Annotated in this window: 16 protein-coding genes; 2 read left to right on the forward strand and 14 right to left on the reverse strand. The window is 45.6% G+C overall.

The features are described 5' to 3' along the window. Nucleotides 1-22: 22 nt before the first annotated feature. The 6 genes from MHB37_RS24915 to MHB37_RS24940 all read right to left on the reverse strand — a co-directional run bounded on the left by MHB37_RS24915 (nt 23) and on the right by MHB37_RS24940 (nt 8,721). On the reverse strand, nt 23-1,141 hold the full coding sequence (locus tag MHB37_RS24915; RefSeq protein WP_076185491.1) for a hypothetical protein: 1,119 nt from the start codon (nt 1,139-1,141) through the stop codon (nt 23-25). Beyond that, nucleotides 1,138-1,677, reverse strand: a complete 540-nt coding sequence (locus tag MHB37_RS24920) for an RNA polymerase sigma factor (protein WP_340976724.1) — start codon at nt 1,675-1,677, stop codon at nt 1,138-1,140. Before MHB37_RS24920 ends, MHB37_RS24915 begins: the two co-directional genes overlap by 4 nt. A 133-nt stretch (nt 1,678-1,810) precedes the next feature. Next, nucleotides 1,811-3,874, reverse strand: coding sequence for a glycosyl hydrolase 115 family protein (locus MHB37_RS24925; RefSeq protein ID WP_405168646.1), 2,064 nt, complete (start codon nt 3,872-3,874; stop codon nt 1,811-1,813). 771 nt (nt 3,875-4,645) lie between these two features. Then, complete coding sequence (locus MHB37_RS24930) at nt 4,646-7,321, reverse strand: ComEC/Rec2 family competence protein (RefSeq protein WP_405168647.1); 2,676 nt, start codon at nt 7,319-7,321, stop codon at nt 4,646-4,648. Nucleotides 7,322-7,435: 114 nt separating this feature from the next. Further along, entirely contained in the window at nt 7,436-7,954 is a 519-nt protein-coding gene (locus MHB37_RS24935; protein WP_076137388.1) for a dCMP deaminase family protein, read from the reverse strand. A gap of 113 nt (nt 7,955-8,067) precedes the next feature. After that, nucleotides 8,068-8,721: a ComEA family DNA-binding protein gene (locus MHB37_RS24940; RefSeq protein ID WP_405168648.1), complete on the reverse strand. Its 654-nt coding sequence runs from the start codon at nt 8,719-8,721 to the stop codon at nt 8,068-8,070. Between the two features lie 187 nt (nt 8,722-8,908). Between MHB37_RS24940 and comER the strand changes: the two genes are divergently transcribed. Further along, on the forward strand, nt 8,909-9,760 hold the full coding sequence (comER, locus tag MHB37_RS24945; protein WP_036677548.1) for a late competence protein ComER: 852 nt from the start codon (nt 8,909-8,911) through the stop codon (nt 9,758-9,760). A 61-nt stretch (nt 9,761-9,821) separates the two neighbouring features. Here comER and leuS read toward each other — a convergent pair whose 3' ends face one another. From leuS to MHB37_RS24975, 6 genes are all read right to left on the reverse strand, one after another. Beyond that, nucleotides 9,822-12,272 (reverse strand): leucine--tRNA ligase, encoded by a 2,451-nt coding sequence (gene leuS / locus MHB37_RS24950; protein WP_076129683.1) that lies wholly within the window; start codon nt 12,270-12,272, stop codon nt 9,822-9,824. 517 nt (nt 12,273-12,789) lie between these two features. Further along, nucleotides 12,790-13,857: an AI-2E family transporter gene (locus MHB37_RS24955; RefSeq protein WP_036677553.1), complete on the reverse strand. Its 1,068-nt coding sequence runs from the start codon at nt 13,855-13,857 to the stop codon at nt 12,790-12,792. A 179-nt stretch (nt 13,858-14,036) separates the two neighbouring features. After that, nucleotides 14,037-14,246, reverse strand: a complete 210-nt coding sequence (locus MHB37_RS24960; RefSeq protein ID WP_036677557.1) for a hypothetical protein — start codon at nt 14,244-14,246, stop codon at nt 14,037-14,039. 14 nt (nt 14,247-14,260) lie between these two features. Beyond that, nucleotides 14,261-14,782 (reverse strand): PRC-barrel domain-containing protein, encoded by a 522-nt coding sequence (locus MHB37_RS24965; RefSeq protein WP_036677560.1) that lies wholly within the window; start codon nt 14,780-14,782, stop codon nt 14,261-14,263. 92 nt (nt 14,783-14,874) lie between these two features. Then, nucleotides 14,875-16,026, reverse strand: a complete 1,152-nt coding sequence (locus tag MHB37_RS24970) for a cysteine desulfurase family protein (protein WP_076129682.1) — start codon at nt 16,024-16,026, stop codon at nt 14,875-14,877. A gap of 128 nt (nt 16,027-16,154) precedes the next feature. Beyond that, a complete protein-coding gene (locus MHB37_RS24975) occupies nt 16,155-16,610 on the reverse strand; it encodes a DUF523 domain-containing protein (RefSeq protein ID WP_076129681.1) in 456 nt (151 codons plus the stop codon). Between the two features lie 156 nt (nt 16,611-16,766). On the opposite strand from MHB37_RS24975, the gene MHB37_RS24980 reads away from it, so the two are divergent. Further along, the gene (locus MHB37_RS24980) at nt 16,767-17,435 is read left to right on the forward strand and encodes an SOS response-associated peptidase (protein WP_076129680.1); all 669 of its coding nucleotides are present in this window, start codon (nt 16,767-16,769) and stop codon (nt 17,433-17,435) included. 249 nt (nt 17,436-17,684) lie between these two features. Here the strand turns inward: MHB37_RS24980 and MHB37_RS24985 are convergent, their stop codons facing one another. Then, nucleotides 17,685-18,785, reverse strand: coding sequence for a glycosyltransferase family 4 protein (locus MHB37_RS24985; protein ID WP_254857104.1), 1,101 nt, complete (start codon nt 18,783-18,785; stop codon nt 17,685-17,687). A gap of 22 nt (nt 18,786-18,807) precedes the next feature. Continuing rightward, a complete protein-coding gene (locus MHB37_RS24990) occupies nt 18,808-20,016 on the reverse strand; it encodes a glycosyltransferase (RefSeq protein ID WP_076185497.1) in 1,209 nt (402 codons plus the stop codon). Nucleotides 20,017-20,095: the final 79 nt, after the last annotated feature.

Genomic DNA, 20,095 nt, shown 5'->3' on the forward strand with positions numbered 1-20,095 from the left:
CTTTTATTTAGTGAATTATCTACTAGGGAGTCTGACTGTAAAATTCCTGATACAGCTCATTTTGTCGCTCTTCTGATAAAAATGCCCAATCTTCATCTATCCACCCTGGTCCACCTTTCGTAAGAATATCCGCTTTACAAAGTTCCCCATTCATCTCATATTCCATGGTTAACGATTGTCCATTAATGTCTCTAAATCCAATGGTCGATGCAGGTGTTTGAATGCTTAAGGTCTCCATATCATAAAGCACTGTTTTATCTTGGTATGTCTTATCTACCGGGTATTCTAGGTAACTAAATACGATCTGGTCATGCTCCTTATCCACTGCGATTATTGACTTATATTCTAATAGCTCCCAATCAAAGGACGTAAGCTCTTTCGGTACCACAGATTCTCCTGTCGCTGCTTTTTTAACATTTAGAATAAAAAATCTACCATTCTCCATAATGCCTGAACCTATAGTCTTCGTATAGGTAAATAGCAGAGCGTAATCGCCCGCTCCAAAAAATCCACTCAAATATTGATAAGTACTTGCCCCTCCTGCATAAAGAGGTAAAGTATAAATCCTAGTAGCTGAAGAAGCCGATAATTCCGTCTGGTCCTTCGAGCTCAGGTAAAGAGTGAACGGTTCTGTAGGATGTGTGTACTTTGGCTTCTTGTAGTCCACCATCGGGGGTGGCGGCGACCAAAGGATTCCCGCTGTTGTCTCAACGGCATACGCTTTACTCTTATCTCTGTTCATTGGCAAAGGCATGTAGTATTTCTTACCGCTAATCTCAAATTCTACTGGACTTGTCGGAGGCTCTATTGCTTTATCATTAGTTGCAGGACTAGAAGAAGGCAGTATGCCTGCGCCTTGTGACTGAACGGATGACGAATGAATTGGCCCTGTGTTTTTCCATATGCCCATAGGGAAGGTAAGCGCACCTATCAACAAAATCGTAGCCAGACTGGTCAACACCACATTTTTATTTATCCAATAACGTTTGTAAGCTGAACTTTTATTCGCAGCAGCCTGTTCGATCCGCATCATTAACTCAGGCGTAAAACCATCTTCAATGAAAGGATTTTTGCCTGCTTGCGCATACCAATCCGTCTGCCCGATCATCACTGGATTACTATCATCCGTGTTGCGTTTCATTCCCTCTCCTCCTTCTGGATAGCCTCTTTAACCTTCTCTCTCGCCCGCGCGAGCCGAGATTTCACGGTTCCTTGTGCTAAATTCAGCAAATCTGACATTTCGGCAATGGATAATCCATGTTGAATATCTAGCACAAGCACCTCTCTGTTCTTCTCTGGAAGGGTCATAATAATTTCCCAGATCCGGTTCGCATACTGATTGCCAAGGGCTTCTTTTTCCGCAGAAGGTGCATTAACAGCAGTAGGTTGATCACCCAAAGCTATGAATCTGCGCCAAAAGCTATTTTTGCTCCAACTGAAGGCCGTATTTCTGGTAATCGTAAGCAGCCAGGTTTTCATCGAAGATTGCCCCCGGTATTTTCCAACATTCTTGTACGCCTTCAAAAACACTTCTTGGCTGATATCATTTGCCTGCTCTCGACTTCTAGTTAAGAAAAAAGCATAATTCCACACATCCGAGCCATACGCCTCCATCATTTCCCGCAAACTCATTGCGGGCGCGTACGCTGCTGTATATGGTATATCTTCGCTTAGCATTTTTCGCCTCACCCCTTGCCTAATAAGACTTTCCAAACTTGAAAAAGTTCCCTCTAAAATAAAAAATAGGTCATTCATAAAAAAACACCACCGATGAACGTTTAAGCGTTCACTAGTGGTGTGTGGATATTTTTTAAAGAGAGCTGAATTTCTCCTCCAGCCGCCGTGCAAGCTCATCGTCCGGTAACGGATTACGATGCGTATTTTCCAGATAGATATGCTTTTCGGTCTCGGGCATCAAATATTCCTTATACCATAGAAACATATCCGGACTATCCCCCTGAATCCGCAAAAATTTACGGGCCGTTTCTACATGATCTATAGTGTTGGCAATATTGGTCAACCAATCAGCCCGATAAAAATGCTTCCACTGGCCGATCTCTGCCCGTAAAAGAGCCTGCTGGCCCTCCTTATAATCCCAAACCGCATGAGAAGCTTCGATAAACGCCTCTGGAAATCGCTCTTCTTGGTAACACATATACGCCTGGCAAAGAGAGGATAACCCGCTGCACCCGCTCCAATGCAGCTCAATTTGAACTAGCAGTTGAACATGCAGCCTGTTTCTCTCTTTTTCGGGTAAAAGTTCCATCACCTCTTGGCACTGCTTTCGCAGCAGATACCAAACTAGTACAACTCGCTCAGCTCGATCCCTGAACCATCGAACCTGCTCTACAAAAGGAACATCCCCTGCGGCCCAGCGCAGTCGCTCATCGCTCTCCGTCTTATTTTGCAGCCAATGCCCTATAATCTGCCTTGCCGGATGATGATAGAATTCATCGCCTGCGCGGTCGTCAGCATTAGGACCATATACTATGGTGTTTTTGAAGTAGCTTTTGTACAATTGTGCAATTCGCCCCTGCTGCGCTGTGTAGAAACGGTTAACGAAGGTCTGAAGCTGTTCATCAGCATCTGCTGTTCCATCCATCCACAACTTTGCTGTCAGATCTAATGTATAGAGATGAGGCAAAATATTCCCTGAATTCACTAGCAGATATTCACTAGCCCCTGCCGCAAATGCCCCCTGTAATTCCTCCACTATAAAGGACGGATCCGTTGGGAATTGTGTTAGATGATTGGAGGCCTGCAAGTCGTGGAAGGTGACGTGGTAATATACCCCGTTTTTGCCTTGATCTCCTGCCTCGGGTAGAGCAGGCACGCGCAGATTCTGATGGCCATGTCGTCGCGACACCATTTTGCCGTATCCGTTATCCGCCCATATTTTAATAACACCTTCTGGCACTTCGATCTTTCCTTGTTTATACAGCTCTGCAATTTCTCCGTACATCGCCATACAGCACACAGGCTGGTCCACATATTCACAGATCATATCGTATTGCTTGCGAACTACAAATGAGATCAAATCGCCCCGTTTCTCCGGAGTATCAAAAGAGGGATCATTCTCCCAAAAAGGTTTATCACCCTGTCCGCGGAAAGAGAGCACCCAGAGTGTTTTTTCATCTTTTTGCCGCTCAATGGCCTCTCTCCACAGCTTTTCAAACAATTCTGGATATTCTTTATAGCTGGCTTGCTTGCCCGGAAAAGCACGCAGGAACATTTGCGCGCCAAGCGGCTCCGCATGATGATGTGTGATCCACAGTCCCATATCCACCGCAAGCTGATGATGAATTCCGTTTCTCGGCAAATCCGTCCCGGGGATTACCATATTTCCACCACAGCGCAGCAGCGCTTCAAAAACAGGCTCCCATACCTCCGCCGTCGGAGGATAATCCTCCTTCCAGCCGATAAGACACACTTCATCATTCACGAACCAACCTCGGTAGCGTACCTTTGGCTGAATGCTGTTGTAATCAGAAATAGGTAAATTGATCGCATCTTTCTTAACAGGAGGAAGCTCCGCCCAGAACCAGAAGGGATCGACACCAAGCACGTGGCGGCTATAATGAAGCATCCCATAAATAATGCCCAATTCATCGCGGCCGATAATATGCAAGATCCGATCCTCTTCACTACCTGTAAAACGCAAACAAAAACCCTCCGCCCATTCCGGGCAGCCATCATCCTCTGTCGCATAACGAATAATTACAGTAGCTGCTGCTCCTTGTACCGGAGCTTTTCCGAACACCTGCTCATGATCCCTGGCGATCATCCGCCAAGCATATCCAATTGGATTACTGCGTTCTACTTGAACATCATATACACTTTCCGCTGTGACTCTAAATTCTGCATATGTATTCACTATCGCTTCATCTCCTAATTCGCTACAAAACACGGAGGACACAAGCTTCTCACCACCGCACTTTGCAACATAGTTTAAGTAGGCATAGAGTTTACCAGAATCTTCTATCTCTATTATAAAGCGTTTACATATATTGTGCATGCGTAATAATTACTGGAGGAGGACGACGGCAACTGGATTAGAGCAGCTGGTGCTACAGTGACAACAGTTACTAGACAGAGACTGCAGTTACTGTGTTAGAGCACCAGCCGCTAGATAGGGAAAGGAGTTACTGCGTTAGAGCAGCAGGTGCTAGAAAGGACAACAGTTACAGTATTAGAGCAGCTGGTGCTAGAACAAATGGACTGGGATCATCAGCAAGTAACAGGAACTTATGTGAAAGTTAGTATCGCTACAACGATAATATGTAACTGAGGTGCTTTGATATGTTCATATGGAGCGTTTAGTTGCACTTTGTGCAACTAAAAAAGATCTTTCCAGCTCATAAAGTGATTTAGTTGCACTTCATGCAACTATTTCTGCTCAAATTTAGAAAAATAGGTGTTTTTCCAGATTTTAAGTGTACAAAGTGCAACTAAATGAAGAACCAGCTACTTTAAATTGCGATCTATTGCACAAAGTGCAACTAAACAAGGTTTTAGTTTTATAGTGGTGTAAAAGACCACGAAAGGAGCTTTAAAGGAGCTTTAAAGGAGCTTTAAAGGGACTTTATAGAGTCTGCGAAAATTAACATACACCACCAGCACTAAATCACATTACTCGACTACCTCCCTAATCCGCTCCCTCCGCCAACTTATGACGCACAATAATCCCGTCGGCCCGCACACGCATCTGGATCTCTCCCTGCTGATCCGTTCTATAAATAGCAGCTTGATTAGCTTTCAAACGTTCCAATACCTCAGCTTTCGGATGACCATATAGATTATTTACTCCTGCAGAAATTACAGCAGCGGCTGGGTGCCAAAACTGCAGCCAAGACTCGCCTGTTGAAGTTTTGCTCCCATGGTGAGCTACTTTCAAAACGTCAATGACAGGTCCTGCGTTAATGCGCTTTTGCAGGGCTTGCTGCACAATCTCCTCCTCGGCTTCCAAATCCATATCTCCGGTAAATAGAAAATTTCTTCCGTTCATCTCTAGACGAAAAACTACAGAATCGTGGTTCTGATCCTCCAGCAGTGGGATGCTATTCAGCATAGAAGAACCTGACGCTGCTCCCTCTCTATCTTGTTCTTCCGGCCATAAAAAGGACAGCTCCGTCTTATCATCCGGGGAAAGCCTCATTCCCTGATGTACGGCATACAGTTGAACATTGTTCTCCAGCGCAGTCCGCATCATCTCCATATAAGATTCACGGTCAGCGAGTGTGCCATTAAAAAGCAGTGCCGAAACCGGAATTGCCCCCATAACGGCTTGGAGTCCCCCGGCATGATCCTGATCCCCATGAGTCAAAATAATCGCGTCCAGACGGTGGATCCCACGTTTTTTAAGCAAAGGCACCAACACTTTAGCCCCTACCTCGAACGGGCTGCGGCGAATGCGCCATTCTTCTTTTTGCCCAAAATTTAACGTTCCTCCACCATCTACAAGAATATGAGCTCCTTTTGGTGTAGTGATGAGGATACTGTCGCCTTGCCCGATATCCAGGTAACTAATCGTCCCTTTACCCGCTTGACGTTCTGACTGATAACCCTTGTACAGCATTAGGCCCAGTCCAACCGCAGATAGTAGAACAATCGCTCCGCTCCAACGTACAATCTTAGGTTCATCCAAAAAATACTGTGCGCTCCCCGTTCCCCCAAACCCGCCGTGCTTGTTCACAGATAAACCAATCTCAGCTAACGGCCTCGTCTCATCCTCCATATACTGAGGTGTTGCGCGGGCTTCTACTCTTAGCCTGGCAGCATACAACAGCCCACACAATAAGACATAATACACTCCAATCCACAGCAGTGAAGGCGAGCGCCAAATCAGAACTCCACCAGCAAAACCATTAATCCATTCAACCGCATAAAAAGTAACGTTATTCAGCAGCTCCGTAATATGTGCCAAAAAAATCGCGGCATCTCCCCACAATCGTCCAAGCAGTAGCGCAAGCGTTCCTAACGGCAATACGATAAAAGTAATAAAGGGCACAAAAACCAGATTAGCCACTAAAGACAGCAGAGAAAATTGATTAAAATAATAAATCGTCAATGGAAATGAGACCAACTGGGCAACTAGAGTCACAGAGACGGCGCTTTTAAGCCAGCGTGGCAGTGCGCTCAGCAGAGGGTCCATAAGCGGAACGTAGACCATTAATCCTAAGGTCACCAGAAACGACAGCTGGAAACTGACACTGAGCAGCATGTAAGGATTCCAAATCAGCATAACCAGTGCCGCTGCAGCCAAAATATTCAGTCCATCCTTCAGCATTCCAACTCGTGCAGCGAGCAATGCAATCATACTCATTAATCCCGCACGCACGATAGACGGACCCGCACCTGTCAACAGGACGTATACAGGAACGAGCACTAAGGTGACTGTTAGCGTAGTTTCTTTTGTCATCCGTAAGCGCCTGAATATAAATAAAAGAACACCAACATACACCGCAACATGCATACCTGAAATGGCGAGGATATGTGTCAAACCAAGTTGTGAGAACTGCTTAAAGGTATCCGGATCGAGATCATCCTGCATCCCAATCACCAAACCCTTCATATATCCAGAGTGGCGCGCTTGAAACAGCCGATCCGTCTCCGCTCCAAGAACTGCCCGCGCTTTATCATTCCAGCGTAAGATCATTAACGGATTCCATGAATCTGGAGCAGTTGCTTGCACATTTTCTGCACCTTGACTCTTTAGAAGCCAGTGAATCTTCTGCGTATGCAAATAGGCCCGATAATCAAACCCTCCGTAATTCCGCGCTGTTGCTGGCTCTTCAAGTACACCGTTTAGCGACACCTGATCCCCTCTGCGCCACTCCGCAGCAATAGCGATTTCTTGCTCGGCAAGAAGTTTGATCTGCACCATAATTAACTCCCCATGCACTCTTTTATCTTGTTCGTCCCGCGGATCAGGTGAACCGGCATCTTCCTCAGTAATCAACGATAACTCTGAGAGCTTCATCGTGAAATCAACCCGGTCCCCGTCCCGTTCCACAACGGAAACTATCGTCCCCTTAGCCTCCACGGCAGTCTCATTCAACTCCGACAATAATCTCCCTAGCGCTTCAGGCAGGTGACTTAAATTACGGCCTTCATTCCATTCCCAATATCCAGCGGATAAACTAATCGCCAAACAAAATACCGCCAGCTGCTTCCAGTTCATGTTCACCCAAACTCTCATACTAACCAGTAAAAATAGTAATCCAGCCCACGCCAACCATAAGCTAATCCCTGAGAATAAACACGCTGCTGCACTTCCAGCCACCCAACACACTGTAAAACTTAATAAGGGTCTCTCCTTCACGCCTCCATTCTCCTCCTTTCGCAAGATAAAAAAAAGAACCTCTGCATACGCCATAAAAGCGCACGAGAGGTTCTTCCTCAAGCCATCTTATTCAATTAGGGTTGTACAATACAGCTACTCGGCTACTTTAATCATCGTTTCACTTGGCGGCTCATAATTCTCCAATTGGCGAAATACGATGCCTTTGGCAGCCATCATTGCTTCTACCTTTTCCATATCCTTACGGTAAGGACGATAATACACAATCTCCACAATACCGCTGTTAGCCAGCATATTTGCACAGGTCCAGCAAGGCTCATCCGTCACGTAGACGGTACTGCCTTCCCGGTCAATCCGGTCTGTGAATAGCAAAAGATTCTGTTCGGCATGAATCGTGCGAATGCAGCGCTGTTTCTTCACCATAGTCTCTACGCCATCCACGATCTCCATCTCATATTGCTCCGAGAGCATACAACCTGCTTCTGAGCAATCAGGTACACCCATTGGCGCCCCGTTGTACGCGGTACCAAGCAGCTTCTTGCCTTGCACCAGTACAGCACCTACATGTCGTCGTGAGCAGCGTGAACGAGTTGAGACCATACAGGCAATGTCCATGAAATAAGTATCCCAGTCTTTACGATAGGCAGTAGTCATAATCAATCTCCATATCCTTCTAAATAGTTGTTAACTATTGTAGCACATCCCCGCAAGTTTTCACTAGGACAACGGTTGTGGCACTTCCAACGATCTTCATTTCTTATTTATCTTCAAAATATTACTAAAGCATTTAACTTCTCCAGCATTTTAGGTCCTATCCCCTTTACCTTCCCCAGATCAGACAGGCTGCGATAAGTACCCTCACGGTTGCGGTAATCTATAATTGCCTGAGCCTTCTTTTCTCCGATACCCGGAAGATCCTTCAGCTCCTTAACACCCGCAGTATTCACATTTACTTTACCTTCCTGTGAAGCTGCTGATATGGAAAGCTCAGTCGCCTCCTTAGCCGCAAGTACCTTGCCCCCTGCTGGTGTTTGGCCTTCTGCCATTGGCGTTTGGCCCGCTCCTTCTGCTCTCTCCCCCGCAACTGCTGTCGAAGCTTTTTCAGCTGCCGAAGTTTGGTCAGCTTGTTCTGCTTGCGCTGCCACCTTAACCTTCTCACCTTCTTCAGCATTCCCAGCAGCTTCAGCCTGCCCTGCATCTTTCTCTAAATGTTGCTTATTTCCCTTCGTCTGATGACCTCCCTCACTGCCCCCAGCAGCTGGAGCGCCACCAGACTCAGCGATTCCAACCGCTTGCTCCATACCAACATTCAAAGTCTCCCACCCGGCAATCCCGGAATCGCCCTTGCTCCCTGCCGCCCATAAAAGCCCACTTCCTATTACAGCAGCAGCCACTCCGAGTACGATACTTCCTTTATTCATATTACTTTCCTCCTCACAAAAATTCTTCTTATGCCTTTTTGTGAATCTTCATACATTCCTGCGGCTGGAAACTCCTTTAATAATTCATACAAAACCTGTCATCTGTCCAAGTCTATCCTGCATACATATAACGAAGAGCATTCATGTCAGTTAGTAAATAAGCAACGCTAGAAAGGAGGAACCACAGGTGAAAGTTGGATTTATCGGAACAGGCAGCATGGGCAGCCTGCTGATTGACGCCTTTCTTTCTTCCGGAGCCCTGAATCCGTGCGATGTACTCGCCAGCAACCGCAGTCTGAATAAACTGCTGGAGCTAGAAGATCGTCATCCCGGCATAAACTTATGCGGAAGCAATAGTGAAACAGCGACTGGAAGTGACATTGTTTTTTTATGTGTAAAACCGCTGGAATTCAAAACCTTAACAGATGAGATCGGCCCTTATCTCCGCAGCGATCAAATCGTCGTATCCATTACAAGTCCCGTTCAATTGCAACATCTGGAATCCGCTTTGCCGTCCAAAATAGCCAAGATCATCCCCAGCATTACACACTGTGTCAAAAGTGGGACATCACTGTGCATATTTGGCAGCAGGCTTAATAAAGAAGACAGGCTCGTGCTGCTGCAGCTGTTGTCTTTCATAGGTGTTCCTTTGGAAATTCAAGAGGCCCATACCCGAATCGCTTCTGATTTCTCCAGCTGCGGACCTGCGTTCTTGAGCTATTTCATTGAACGCTGGATTGAAGCTGCGGTGGAAGTTACCGGGATTGAAGAGACGTTAATCAGCCGGCTTGCAGGTGAAATGCTGCTTGGAACAGGCAAGCTGCTAACAGAAGGAGAATTCACCCCGCAAGAGCTTCAAGAACGTGTAGCTGTCCGTGGTGGGATTACCGCAGAAGCACTGAACCATCTTCGCATTAGCCTTGAGGGCGTATTCGAACGTCTCATCATGACTACCCATGATAAATACGATGAGGATGTTACCAAGCTGGATGCGTTATTTGGGCATGACGGTATTATTCAAAGTCCCGTAGACCGTTAGAAAACAATAAAACCCGCAGCACGGAATTCTCCGTTGCTGCGGGCAATATTGCGTTCTTCGCTTAACCCACTACGATATTTACAAGCTTGCCAGGAACCGCAATGATCTTGCGTACGGTTTTACCTTCTACTGCTGCACTCACATTCGGGAGTGACAACGCATGAGCTTGCATCTCTTCTTGACCCATATCCTGCGGGATCAACGCGCGTTGTACGATTTTACCATTTACCTGAATAACGATTTCAACCTCAGCATCCACCGTCCATGCTTCATCATACGTTGGCCAAGCCACGTAGCTGATACTTCCTTCGTGACCGAGCAGCTGCCACAGCTCTTCAGCGATGTGAGGCGCCAGTGGTGACAACATTTGTACGAAGTGTTCAGCAGCTTCTTGGGACAAAGTTTCTTGCTTATAAGCATCGTTAATAAAAATCATCAATTGGCTAATTGAGGTATTGAAACGCAGATGCTCGAAATCATCAGTGACCTTCTTAATGGTCTTGTGCCAAGTGCGTTTGAACTCGTCAGTGCCACCGTCTGCTGTGATTTTGGTGCTCAGCTTACCATCTTCACTCACGAACAGGCGCCATACACGGGACAAGAAACGGTGAACTCCTTCTACACCCTTTTCATTCCAAGGTTTGGTTGCTTCCAGAGGGCCCATAAACATTTCATACACACGCAGCGTATCTGCACCAAATGCTTCCACAATCTCATCAGGGTTGATGACATTTCCGCGTGATTTACTCATTTTTTCATTATTATTTCCAAGAATCATACCTTGGTTAACCAGCTTATGGAAAGGTTCTTTTGTTTCAACTACGCCGAGATCATAAAGCACCTTGTGCCAGAATCGTGCATAGAGCAAGTGAAGCACGGCATGTTCCGCTCCACCAATATACAGATCTACTGGAAGCCATGCTTTTTGTTTCTCAGGGGAGCACAGCTCTTGATCATTTTTCGGATCAATATAACGCAGGTAATACCAGCAGCTGCCCGCCCATTGCGGCATGGTGTTCGTCTCGCGGCGAGCCTTCATGCCAGTCTCAGGATCGATAGTTTCCACCCACTCTGTTACATTCGCAAGTGGAGATTCCCCTGTACCCGAAGGTTTGATTGCCTCTACATCTGGCAGTACCAGCGGCAGCTGATCAACCGGAACAGTCTTCATTGTGCCGTCTTCCAAATGCAGAATTGGAATGGGCTCTCCCCAGTAGCGTTGACGGCTGAACAGCCAGTCACGCAGACGATAAGTTACTTTGCCTTTACCTACGCCCTTCTCTTCCAACCAAGCAATCATCTTCGCAATCGCTTCTTCATTCTTGAGTCCATTCAGGAAATCAGAATTGACATGCGGCCCATCTCCGGAATAAGCCTCTTCTTCAACGTTGCCGCCTTGAACGACTTCCACGATATTCAGGCCGAATTGTTTAGCAAATTCCCAGTCGCGAGTATCGTGACCCGGAACTGCCATAATTGCTCCCGTTCCGTAACCAGCAAGCACATAATCTGCAATCCAGATTGGCGCCTTAGCACCATTCACAGGATTAATTGCATATGCGCCTGTGAAGACACCGCTCTTCTCTTTCGCCAAATCCGTACGCTCCAGATCGCTCTTACGTGAAGCTTTTTCACGATATTCTGCCACAGCAGCACGCTGTGCTTCAGTTGTAATCACATCAACAAGCTCATGCTCTGGTGCCAATACGCAGTAACTTGCTCCGAACAGTGTATCTGGACGTGTAGTAAACACGGTCAGGTTAGCTTCGTGACCTTCAATGTTAAAGTTCACTTCTGCACCTGTTGATTTCCCGATCCAGTTGCGCTGCATATCCTTGATGCTTTCGGACCAATCCAGCTCTTCCAGATCCTCCAGCAAACGCTCAGCGTACTCTGTAATTCTCAGAATCCATTGACGCATCGGTTTGCGCACGACAGGGTGACCTCCGCGCTCACTTTTACCATCGATAACCTCTTCGTTGGCAAGTACCGTACCCAGTGCCTCACACCAGTTAACAGGTACTTCTGCTACATAAGCCAGGCCTTTGTTATACAACTGGATAAAAATCCATTGTGTCCATTTATAATAATCCGGATCTGTCGTGCTGATCTCGCGGTCCCAATCGTAGGAGAAACCCAGCGATTTGATCTGACGACGGAAATTATCGATGTTCTTATCGGTAAAATCACGTGGATGCTGGCCGGTATCCATCGCATACTGCTCTGCCGGAAGTCCAAAAGCATCCCAGCCCATCGGATGCAATACGTTGAAACCGCGCATCCGTTTGTAGCGAGAAACGATATCCGTCGCTGTGTAACCCTCTGGATGACCTACGTGCAGTCCTGCACCTGAAGGATACGGAAACATATCCAGTGCATAAAAATTGGGTTTTTCAGGATCTTCTCCTGTCTTAAAGCTTTTGTTCTCATCCCAGAACTTTTGCCATTTCGGCTCAATAGCCTGCGCCCGGTAACCAGTAGCGGGTATGCTATTTGTTTGATTGTCGCTCATTGTCTGCTCCTCCTTGGAGTGTTACTTCTTAGATTTCTTATTCCTTAACCAAGCACATACGCCCTCGGTGTCCTTATAAGGACGGTAAGCATTTATGCGGGAAATATAAGACATGAAGTATTGCGTGAAACGTATACTCTCTTATATTTACAAAAAAACCTCCCATCCCTAGCGTATTATCGCTAGGGACGAGAGGTTATAATTCCCGTGGTACCACCCTAGTTAGCGGCTGAATATACTTTATTCTGCCACTCACTTTGCACCCTTTAGCGGGGGTGAGGCGACGGCGGTTCATTCATGACATCCATTATCTCTTATGGATATCCTGTAAACTTGCACCGTTACTCCGAGGTGAGTTCACTCTGTTCCGTTAACCGACTCGCACCTTAGTGCCGGCTCTCTGCAATAACGGTATAGAATTAATACTCCTCATCATCGAACAACTATATACTGAGTCATCAGTAATATTCCCCAACATTATATACAAAACTGTTGTCAATAGTCAATGATTATCCCTTTATACAGGCTTTCGTTTGATTAAAAACGCCATAAAGTGTTGAATAACGACTTTTGCAGCTGCAAAGAACGGTACAGCAAGGATCAGTCCAATCATCCCTGCCAGCTCACCACCTACCAGCAATGCAAAGATAATAAGCAGCGGATGCAAATGTAGCGTCCTGCCTACTACCTGTGGAGAAATAATATTGCTCTCCACAATTTGACATAAAGTGTTTACCACAGCAACCAGTAGAACTAATCGAAAAGAGACGGTCGAAGCCATCACAATGGCAGGTGCAGCCCCTAGAAAAGGACCCATATACGGAACAATATTAAATACTGCCACCACACTGGCGAACAGTAAGGCATAAGGCATTCCGACAATAGCATAGCCGATATAGGCGAGCACACCTATAATGATGCAGACCAGAAATTGTCCGCGAATGTAATTGCCGAGCGCGGCATCAATATCTTTTAACAAAGTAACAATAGACTTGCGGCGTGCGCGGGGCAGACAAGAGACCACCGTCCGTTCAAATACGTCAAAATCCTTCAGAATATAGAACACCAGAAACGGCACGATAAAAGCATTGAACAGCAAGTTAATCGTTGTCCCTATGTTATCGAGAAAATGAGAAATCCCTTCGGCCAGACGATTCTCCAGTTGAAAAAACCAGTTGTTCATCCCCATTTCAACCCCAGGTGGTATTAGCCTTGTATTCATATGGCTCATCAGGCCTTGGGCTTGCAGTGTGATCTCAGGCAGATGTTCATTTAACTCTTCAAGCTGCTCAATAAACATCGGGATAAGGTTGATGGCGATCACGGTAATCGCCGTTAGAAACACTGCATATATAAGTAGAACAGCTACGCTACGCGGCATCTTCCGTCCGGCCAGCATACTAACCACGGGATTCAGCACATAGGAAATAATCATAGCTGCCAGAAATGGAGCGAGGATTGCCTTTAAGAATACAAAAATCCCCTGCAGCATCGGACGAAGCAACCAAACAAAATACAAAATGATCAGGGATAGCAGCACTCCGATCATCCAGCGGAACCATTTACTTTGGGACCATTGTTCCATGAGAGTACCCTCCTGCGGTAGAGCCTGGACTAGCTTCGTAAATAAGTATATGTATGGCCGCAGCAAAATAACCATCAAACACACAAAAAAGCGTCAATAACCTTGCAACTGATTTCAGCTGAAAGGAAATTGACGCTTAAGTACATAGAGCAGTCTTGCTTACAAAGCAAGATTCATAGTTAAGACGACGCATGAATTTGCGGGAAATCCTGAGTCATATCATCCCCGGAGAACAGGTCGTCCAGTGAGCTTAGTGTGCCGTCTTCTTCAACTTGATAAACCGACATTTTCTCGCCATTTACCGTCAATTCGATGAAACAGCCCCAGCAATAAAACTGGTGGGAACCGATCTTTCCGATATCTTTGGAGTTGCAGTTTGGACACTTCATATAATACATTCCACCTATCCGTTAACAATATTAATGGCTTTTTGTAGCCGTTCTTCGCTCATCGCAGGAACCATTAATGCATTCTCACCAATGGACATCTCGTCAGAACAAGGCAGCCATTTGCGGCCTTCGATCAAATCAGTGACAAGCCCGTCACTAATTTCCAGCGCTCCTATTGTGTTTCCCAACTTTTGGTCAAAATAAACATCAGATATTCGTCCGAGTATAGTTCCAGTTGTAGTTAGCACTTTTAAATCCTTAAGTTTGTTCTTTCCAAGTAGAAAAGTACAAGGTATATGATCGGCATCTATCTTATCAATCGACTCTTTACTACGAATCATGACAGCATCCTCGCCGTAGGCCACAATATCTTCCCATGCCACAAATTTCACATGGCCACCAAAAAAAGATTTGCTTTCCAGTTCAATACCCGTAATATTCCAGTTTGAATCGAGCAAAATATCGACAATTTTGCCGATTGCGTTACCCTCTTCAACTTCATATACAGCCAAGCCGATCAGATCTTGAAGTTTCATGGCTGCTCGGTCTCCTCACTTTGAGTGTAATTACGAGTTCTCAAAAAGTGAAAGCCCGAATGATCAGGATACCTATCATAGCCTAGAAGTAACTAGTCTCTGATACGCAGCCGATTCAGAATGGTTTCAACTTTTCGAGCAACGTACTCAATTTCTTCAGTAGTATTACCCAAACCCATGCTAAATCGAATCGCGGACCCTAAAATATTTTCTGGAAGCTCCATTGCTCTCAGAACATGGGATATTTCCAGTGATCCTGACGTGCAGGCTGAACCGCTTGCCGCCGCAATCCCGTCCATATCCAGGTTCATCAGCATAACATCTGTTCTAGCTCCCGGGAAGCTCAAATTCAGTATACTTGGCAAAAAATGCTCGGTATTGCCGTTAATCGAATAACTTTCCCGTCCAATCAGCGTATCCAGCTCTTCAAGTAGTCTATTGCGCAGGAGCTGCACTTTTTGTCGACGTTCTGATAGACCTGTAACTGCTATCTCAACAGCCTTGGCAAATCCAGCAGTACCTGCTAGATTTTCTGTTCCGGCTCGTCTGCCGCGCTCCTGAAGGCCACCGTGGAGTCTTGGATGCAGCGGTGCTCCACTCCGCACATAAAGGCCACCGATCCCCCCAGGTCCATTGATTTTGTGAGCTGTAAAGCTCATGTAATCTACCGGAAGCTCCCGCAGTGTGATCGGTAAGGCACCAAGAGCTTGTACAGCATCAACATGGAACAGAATTCCCCGCTCTCTGGCAAGCTGGCCAATTTCCTGAATCGGCTGAACGGTTCCTACCTCATTATTGGCATACATTACACTGATTAGCACCGTGTCTTCCTGCACCGCTGCTTCTACGTCTGCAACGGATACTCGGCCTGTAGAATCCACAGGAAGATAAGTAACCTTAAAGCCTTCCTTCTCCAGCTCTTCGCAGGTATGTAGCACTGCATGATGCTCTATCGCAGAGGTGATAATATGATTGCCTTTCTGGGCAACAGCAGCGACAGCTCCATAGAGGGCTAGATTGTCGCTTTCGGTTCCGCCGCCAGTGAACACCCACTCTTCCGGCGAGCAGCCTAAAAAGGCGGCGATAGTATCGCGCGCCCCATTTAATATTTTCTTGGCTGAACGTCCGAACTGATGTACACTGGACGCATTTCCATATTGTTCTGTCATTATATTCAGCATGACCTTGGCCACCTCGGGATGAACCGGAGTTGATGCGGCGTGGTCCAAATAGATGGTTTTCATCATTCATTTCTCCACTTCTAGGGTATAGTACAATAGTTCGTTTTTAAGAACTATTAAATTATACCGCGCGAGAAGTTAGTTTTCCACAAACTAAAGAACACAATATTGTAATCAATTCCCTATATAGGCTAGGATAATGACAGCCAATTCTCTTCAGAGGTAACTTCTATGCCGTTTTTTCTAAGTAAAGCCGCAGTCACGCCGTTGCCAGCGATCTTCTTCCCTTTGAACTCTCCGTTATAAATCATGGTGCTGCCGCAAGAAGGACTGTTTTCCTTGAGGACTACCATCGTGGCTGAAACCTCTTGAGCTTTTTCAAGCGTAATATAGGCCCCTTTTAAATATAGTTCTGTTACATCTGTTCCCGACCGGTCCACTACTTTTGCCGTTCCTGCAAGCACATCCTCACCATCCCCGCCGACAATTTCAGCTGGCTCTCTAGGCGTAGAGAATCCCCCTAATAATTCCGGACACACAGCAATAGCCTGATTCTCATTCAATAGCTTCTGAATTTTCTCATCCAAACAATCCGTACCATTATATCTTACCTTCATGCCAGCTAAACAAGAGCTTACCAAAATCACCTATATGCACCGCTTTCTTCATTCATTGTGCTTCGTTTATAATAAGATACAACCCTCAACAGCCGTTCAAGCTAAGAAATATTTCGAGCATAACATGCTGATTACAAGCTGTAAACAAATCTAGCCTCAAAAACGACCGAATGGGAAGTGTATAAAATGTGCGGACGATATACAATAACAGTCACCATGGAAGAGCTGATGGTCAGATATTTTGCCAATGATTCTACCATTATCCACTATGCTCCAACATATAACGCAGCACCCATGCAGCAAATTCCGGCAGTCATTAACACAGGGTCCAGCAATAAACTTGGGGAACTGCGCTGGGGTCTGGTTCCTTCTTGGGCCAAAGATGATAAAATCGGCAGTAAAATGATCAATGCCCGGGCAGAGTCACTCCTTGAGAAGCCTTCTTTCAAGCGATTAGTAAGCTCCCGCCGCTGCATCATCCCTTCTGATGGTTTCTATGAATGGAAGGCACAGGGCAGCAGCAAACAACCCATGCGAATCGTGATGCGCGATGGGGGTATTTTTTCAATGGCCGGATTGTATGATATTTGGATGGACCCTGAAGGTAATAAATTAAGTACCTGCACGATTATAACGACTACCCCAAATGAACTTATGGCTGAAATCCACAACCGTATGCCAGTTATTTTGAAGCCTGAGGATGAGCCTGAATGGCTAAGCCGGAGCAATCAGGACGCAACTTCGTTAATAAAGCTTCTTAAACCCTATGATCAGCATCAAATGAGAGCCTATCCGGTTTCCACTGCAGTGGGAAATGTCCGGAATAATACGAAGGAATTAATCAATGAGATATAGACAGGAGGAAGTCATATTTATAAAACACATTTAAAAAAGTGGATCGTAGCAGGGTTAGTATTTCTGAGTTTATTTAGAATTCTGTTCTTTATATTAAAAGAGGTTATCTTTTCTTATGTCACTCTCCCTGATCCCTATAACAATATTATTCAAATGGTGGGAATGATTGTCACCCTTTTATTGACACTAATTCTGACCTCGTTGTTAATCCATGAAAAAACATCTTAACCCTGCAGATTAACCGCAGAGTTAAGACCAGCGCCGCTCAATTTGAATTCTACGTCCCATCAATTGATGATACATCTGTAGAAATCTGTCTGCATACAGCTCGGAGGACAGGTTAGTCCGGATATGCCATTCTCCATTCATCCTGATTCTGGCCCGCAGTGCCGGATCATCCATTAAGGATAGAGCAGCATTCACAGCTTCATCCAGCTGCCCTCTCGTGTATATTTTTCCAGTGTGATTGTTAATGACGAGTCTTCGAACGCCGTCAGAATCTGTAGTAAGTACAGGACAACGGCACAACATCGCCTCAGCAACCGCATATCCAAATCCTTCCAAAATCGAGGTCGAAAGGAGCAAACCTCCCGAATCACCAATAATGCTCATATAATCTGCCATTTGCTCATGAGGAATATTGGAATACGAAATTAATCGTGAAGAAATCCCTGTCTCAGCTACAAATTGATCAAAGCTTTCTTTTTGCTCTGGATCAAACAACGTATCATCCTGAAAAATCCATAAATAAAGCTCGGGATGGATCGTCAGCAGCCTTTGCCCGATTTGCAGAAATTCCCGCCAATTCTTATTCGTTTGAATGCGTCCTACCCAACCGAGGATAGGGAAACTTTTCGCGGGATAATTGGTATATCCAAACTGATCACAATCGATCGGATCATCAAAACAATATTGTGGAATGGTTGGAAATCCGCCTTTGAAAAGCGCCTGCAAATGGGTTGTTTCCGGATACAGCAGTGCATCGGTGAGCCTGTAAATGCGCTCTGTAAAATTATTAACGACCTGCTCAGCTTCATCTAAGGTACCTAAACCCTGCACTTCAAAAACAAGCGGCCCTTTATACCCAAACCCTCGAATCCGCTCTGCTAAGTTAATATCCGTACACACTACAATTAAGTCAAATGCTTCACGAGCAAGCATTGCCCTGATCTCGTCATCACTATTGGTAATATGCGTTTGAATGTTACGGATATTCTGCTGTCCTTTTCCATGGTGTGTATACAGTAAATGGCACTCTACACCGCGAGCATATAACGCTTGGCAGCGAACTCGGTTCAGAGTTTGCATACCACCACTCGGGTTATAAAAAGTGAACAAAATCTTCATCATGATCACTCATTCGCAAATTATTTTAGGTAAAAGAGGTCTTCAACAAATCATACAAATCTGCGCTGCGAAACAGCTCATTATAATAGTGGCTTTTGGTCGAGGGGACATGTCTGTGTCGAAATCCAATCAAGCTATGATCATCCGTGTAGTAGTTGGAAATCGTATCCCCACCCGTAGTAATCAAAGCTTCCAGCATGTACTCAATATCGAGCGCTCCTATAAAAACCTTTGGACCTAAAACTATCGTAAATGGGGTGGATAGCTGCTCAATAGCACTGCAAATCGCGTGTGACTCCACAGCCCCAGGCAGCCAAGCGAACGCTGTCGCAGGATGAGGTATGGTTTCCAATAGAGCTGATGGCTGACGTGTAGTTGATAAATCCAGCACCCGGCATTCATAATTGCTATACGTTTGTTCGTACAGATTCTCTATCCTCGTTATTTCATCCGCACAAGCATTCACTACAGGATATAAAACGGTAATCATCGCCGGAATCCCTCTGCGAAACCGCGCCTGATGGCGGGTCAAATGATAGGCATATCTCCATCTACGATGATTTTCAACCGAATGTAACTGGGCAGATACACTAAAGGTAGAATCTACACGATAATTCACCAGTTCCACCGGTATAAAGCGAATCTCACAATGTTCAGCCAGTCTCAGCCAGTAATCATAATCTTCCACCGGTTCCATTCCATAAGCTCCAACAAGCTTCGCAATCTGTGTTTTGTACATAAAAGATACGCCAATGAGCGAATAATCCAGCAATCTCTCTTTGGGCTGTGACTGATAATTACGCTGCGTAGCCAATTGATGTTCGTTGTGAAGAAACTTTCCCTCGTTATCGATGCTTTGAAAAGAACTGAACACGATGCCTAACTCCTGTGGACCTCTAACTAGCGCCCCCCGAAGGATTTCGAGGAAACGGGGTTCATAAACATTGTCGCTGGAAACCCAACTCAAATATTGAATACTGGGCTCACTAAACAAAAGATCAAAGCCAGTATTCAGTGCATGTGCTATACCCCTGTTCTGTGCGTAAGAGATAACCGTTACCCTCGGATCTTCGACAATAATGGATCTCACGAGCGGTTCCATATCTGGTGCTCCATCGATCACAACAACCAGCCGAAAATTGGTAAAAGATTGGTGTAGAACAGACTGCAGAGCTTGCCGCAGAAACTCCGGCTTTTGGGTATACACAGGCATAACTACTCCTACATCCGCCATGATTTTTACCTCTCTCTACATTGGAGTATAAAATCAGTATATTTTGATTCCTCTCATCTGATTGTGTGAATGCCCCTAA

The sequence above is a fragment of the Paenibacillus sp. FSL H3-0286 genome (assembly GCF_045040705.1).
GTDB classification, from domain to species: Bacteria; Bacillota; Bacilli; order Paenibacillales; family Paenibacillaceae; genus Paenibacillus_AQ; species Paenibacillus_AQ odorifer.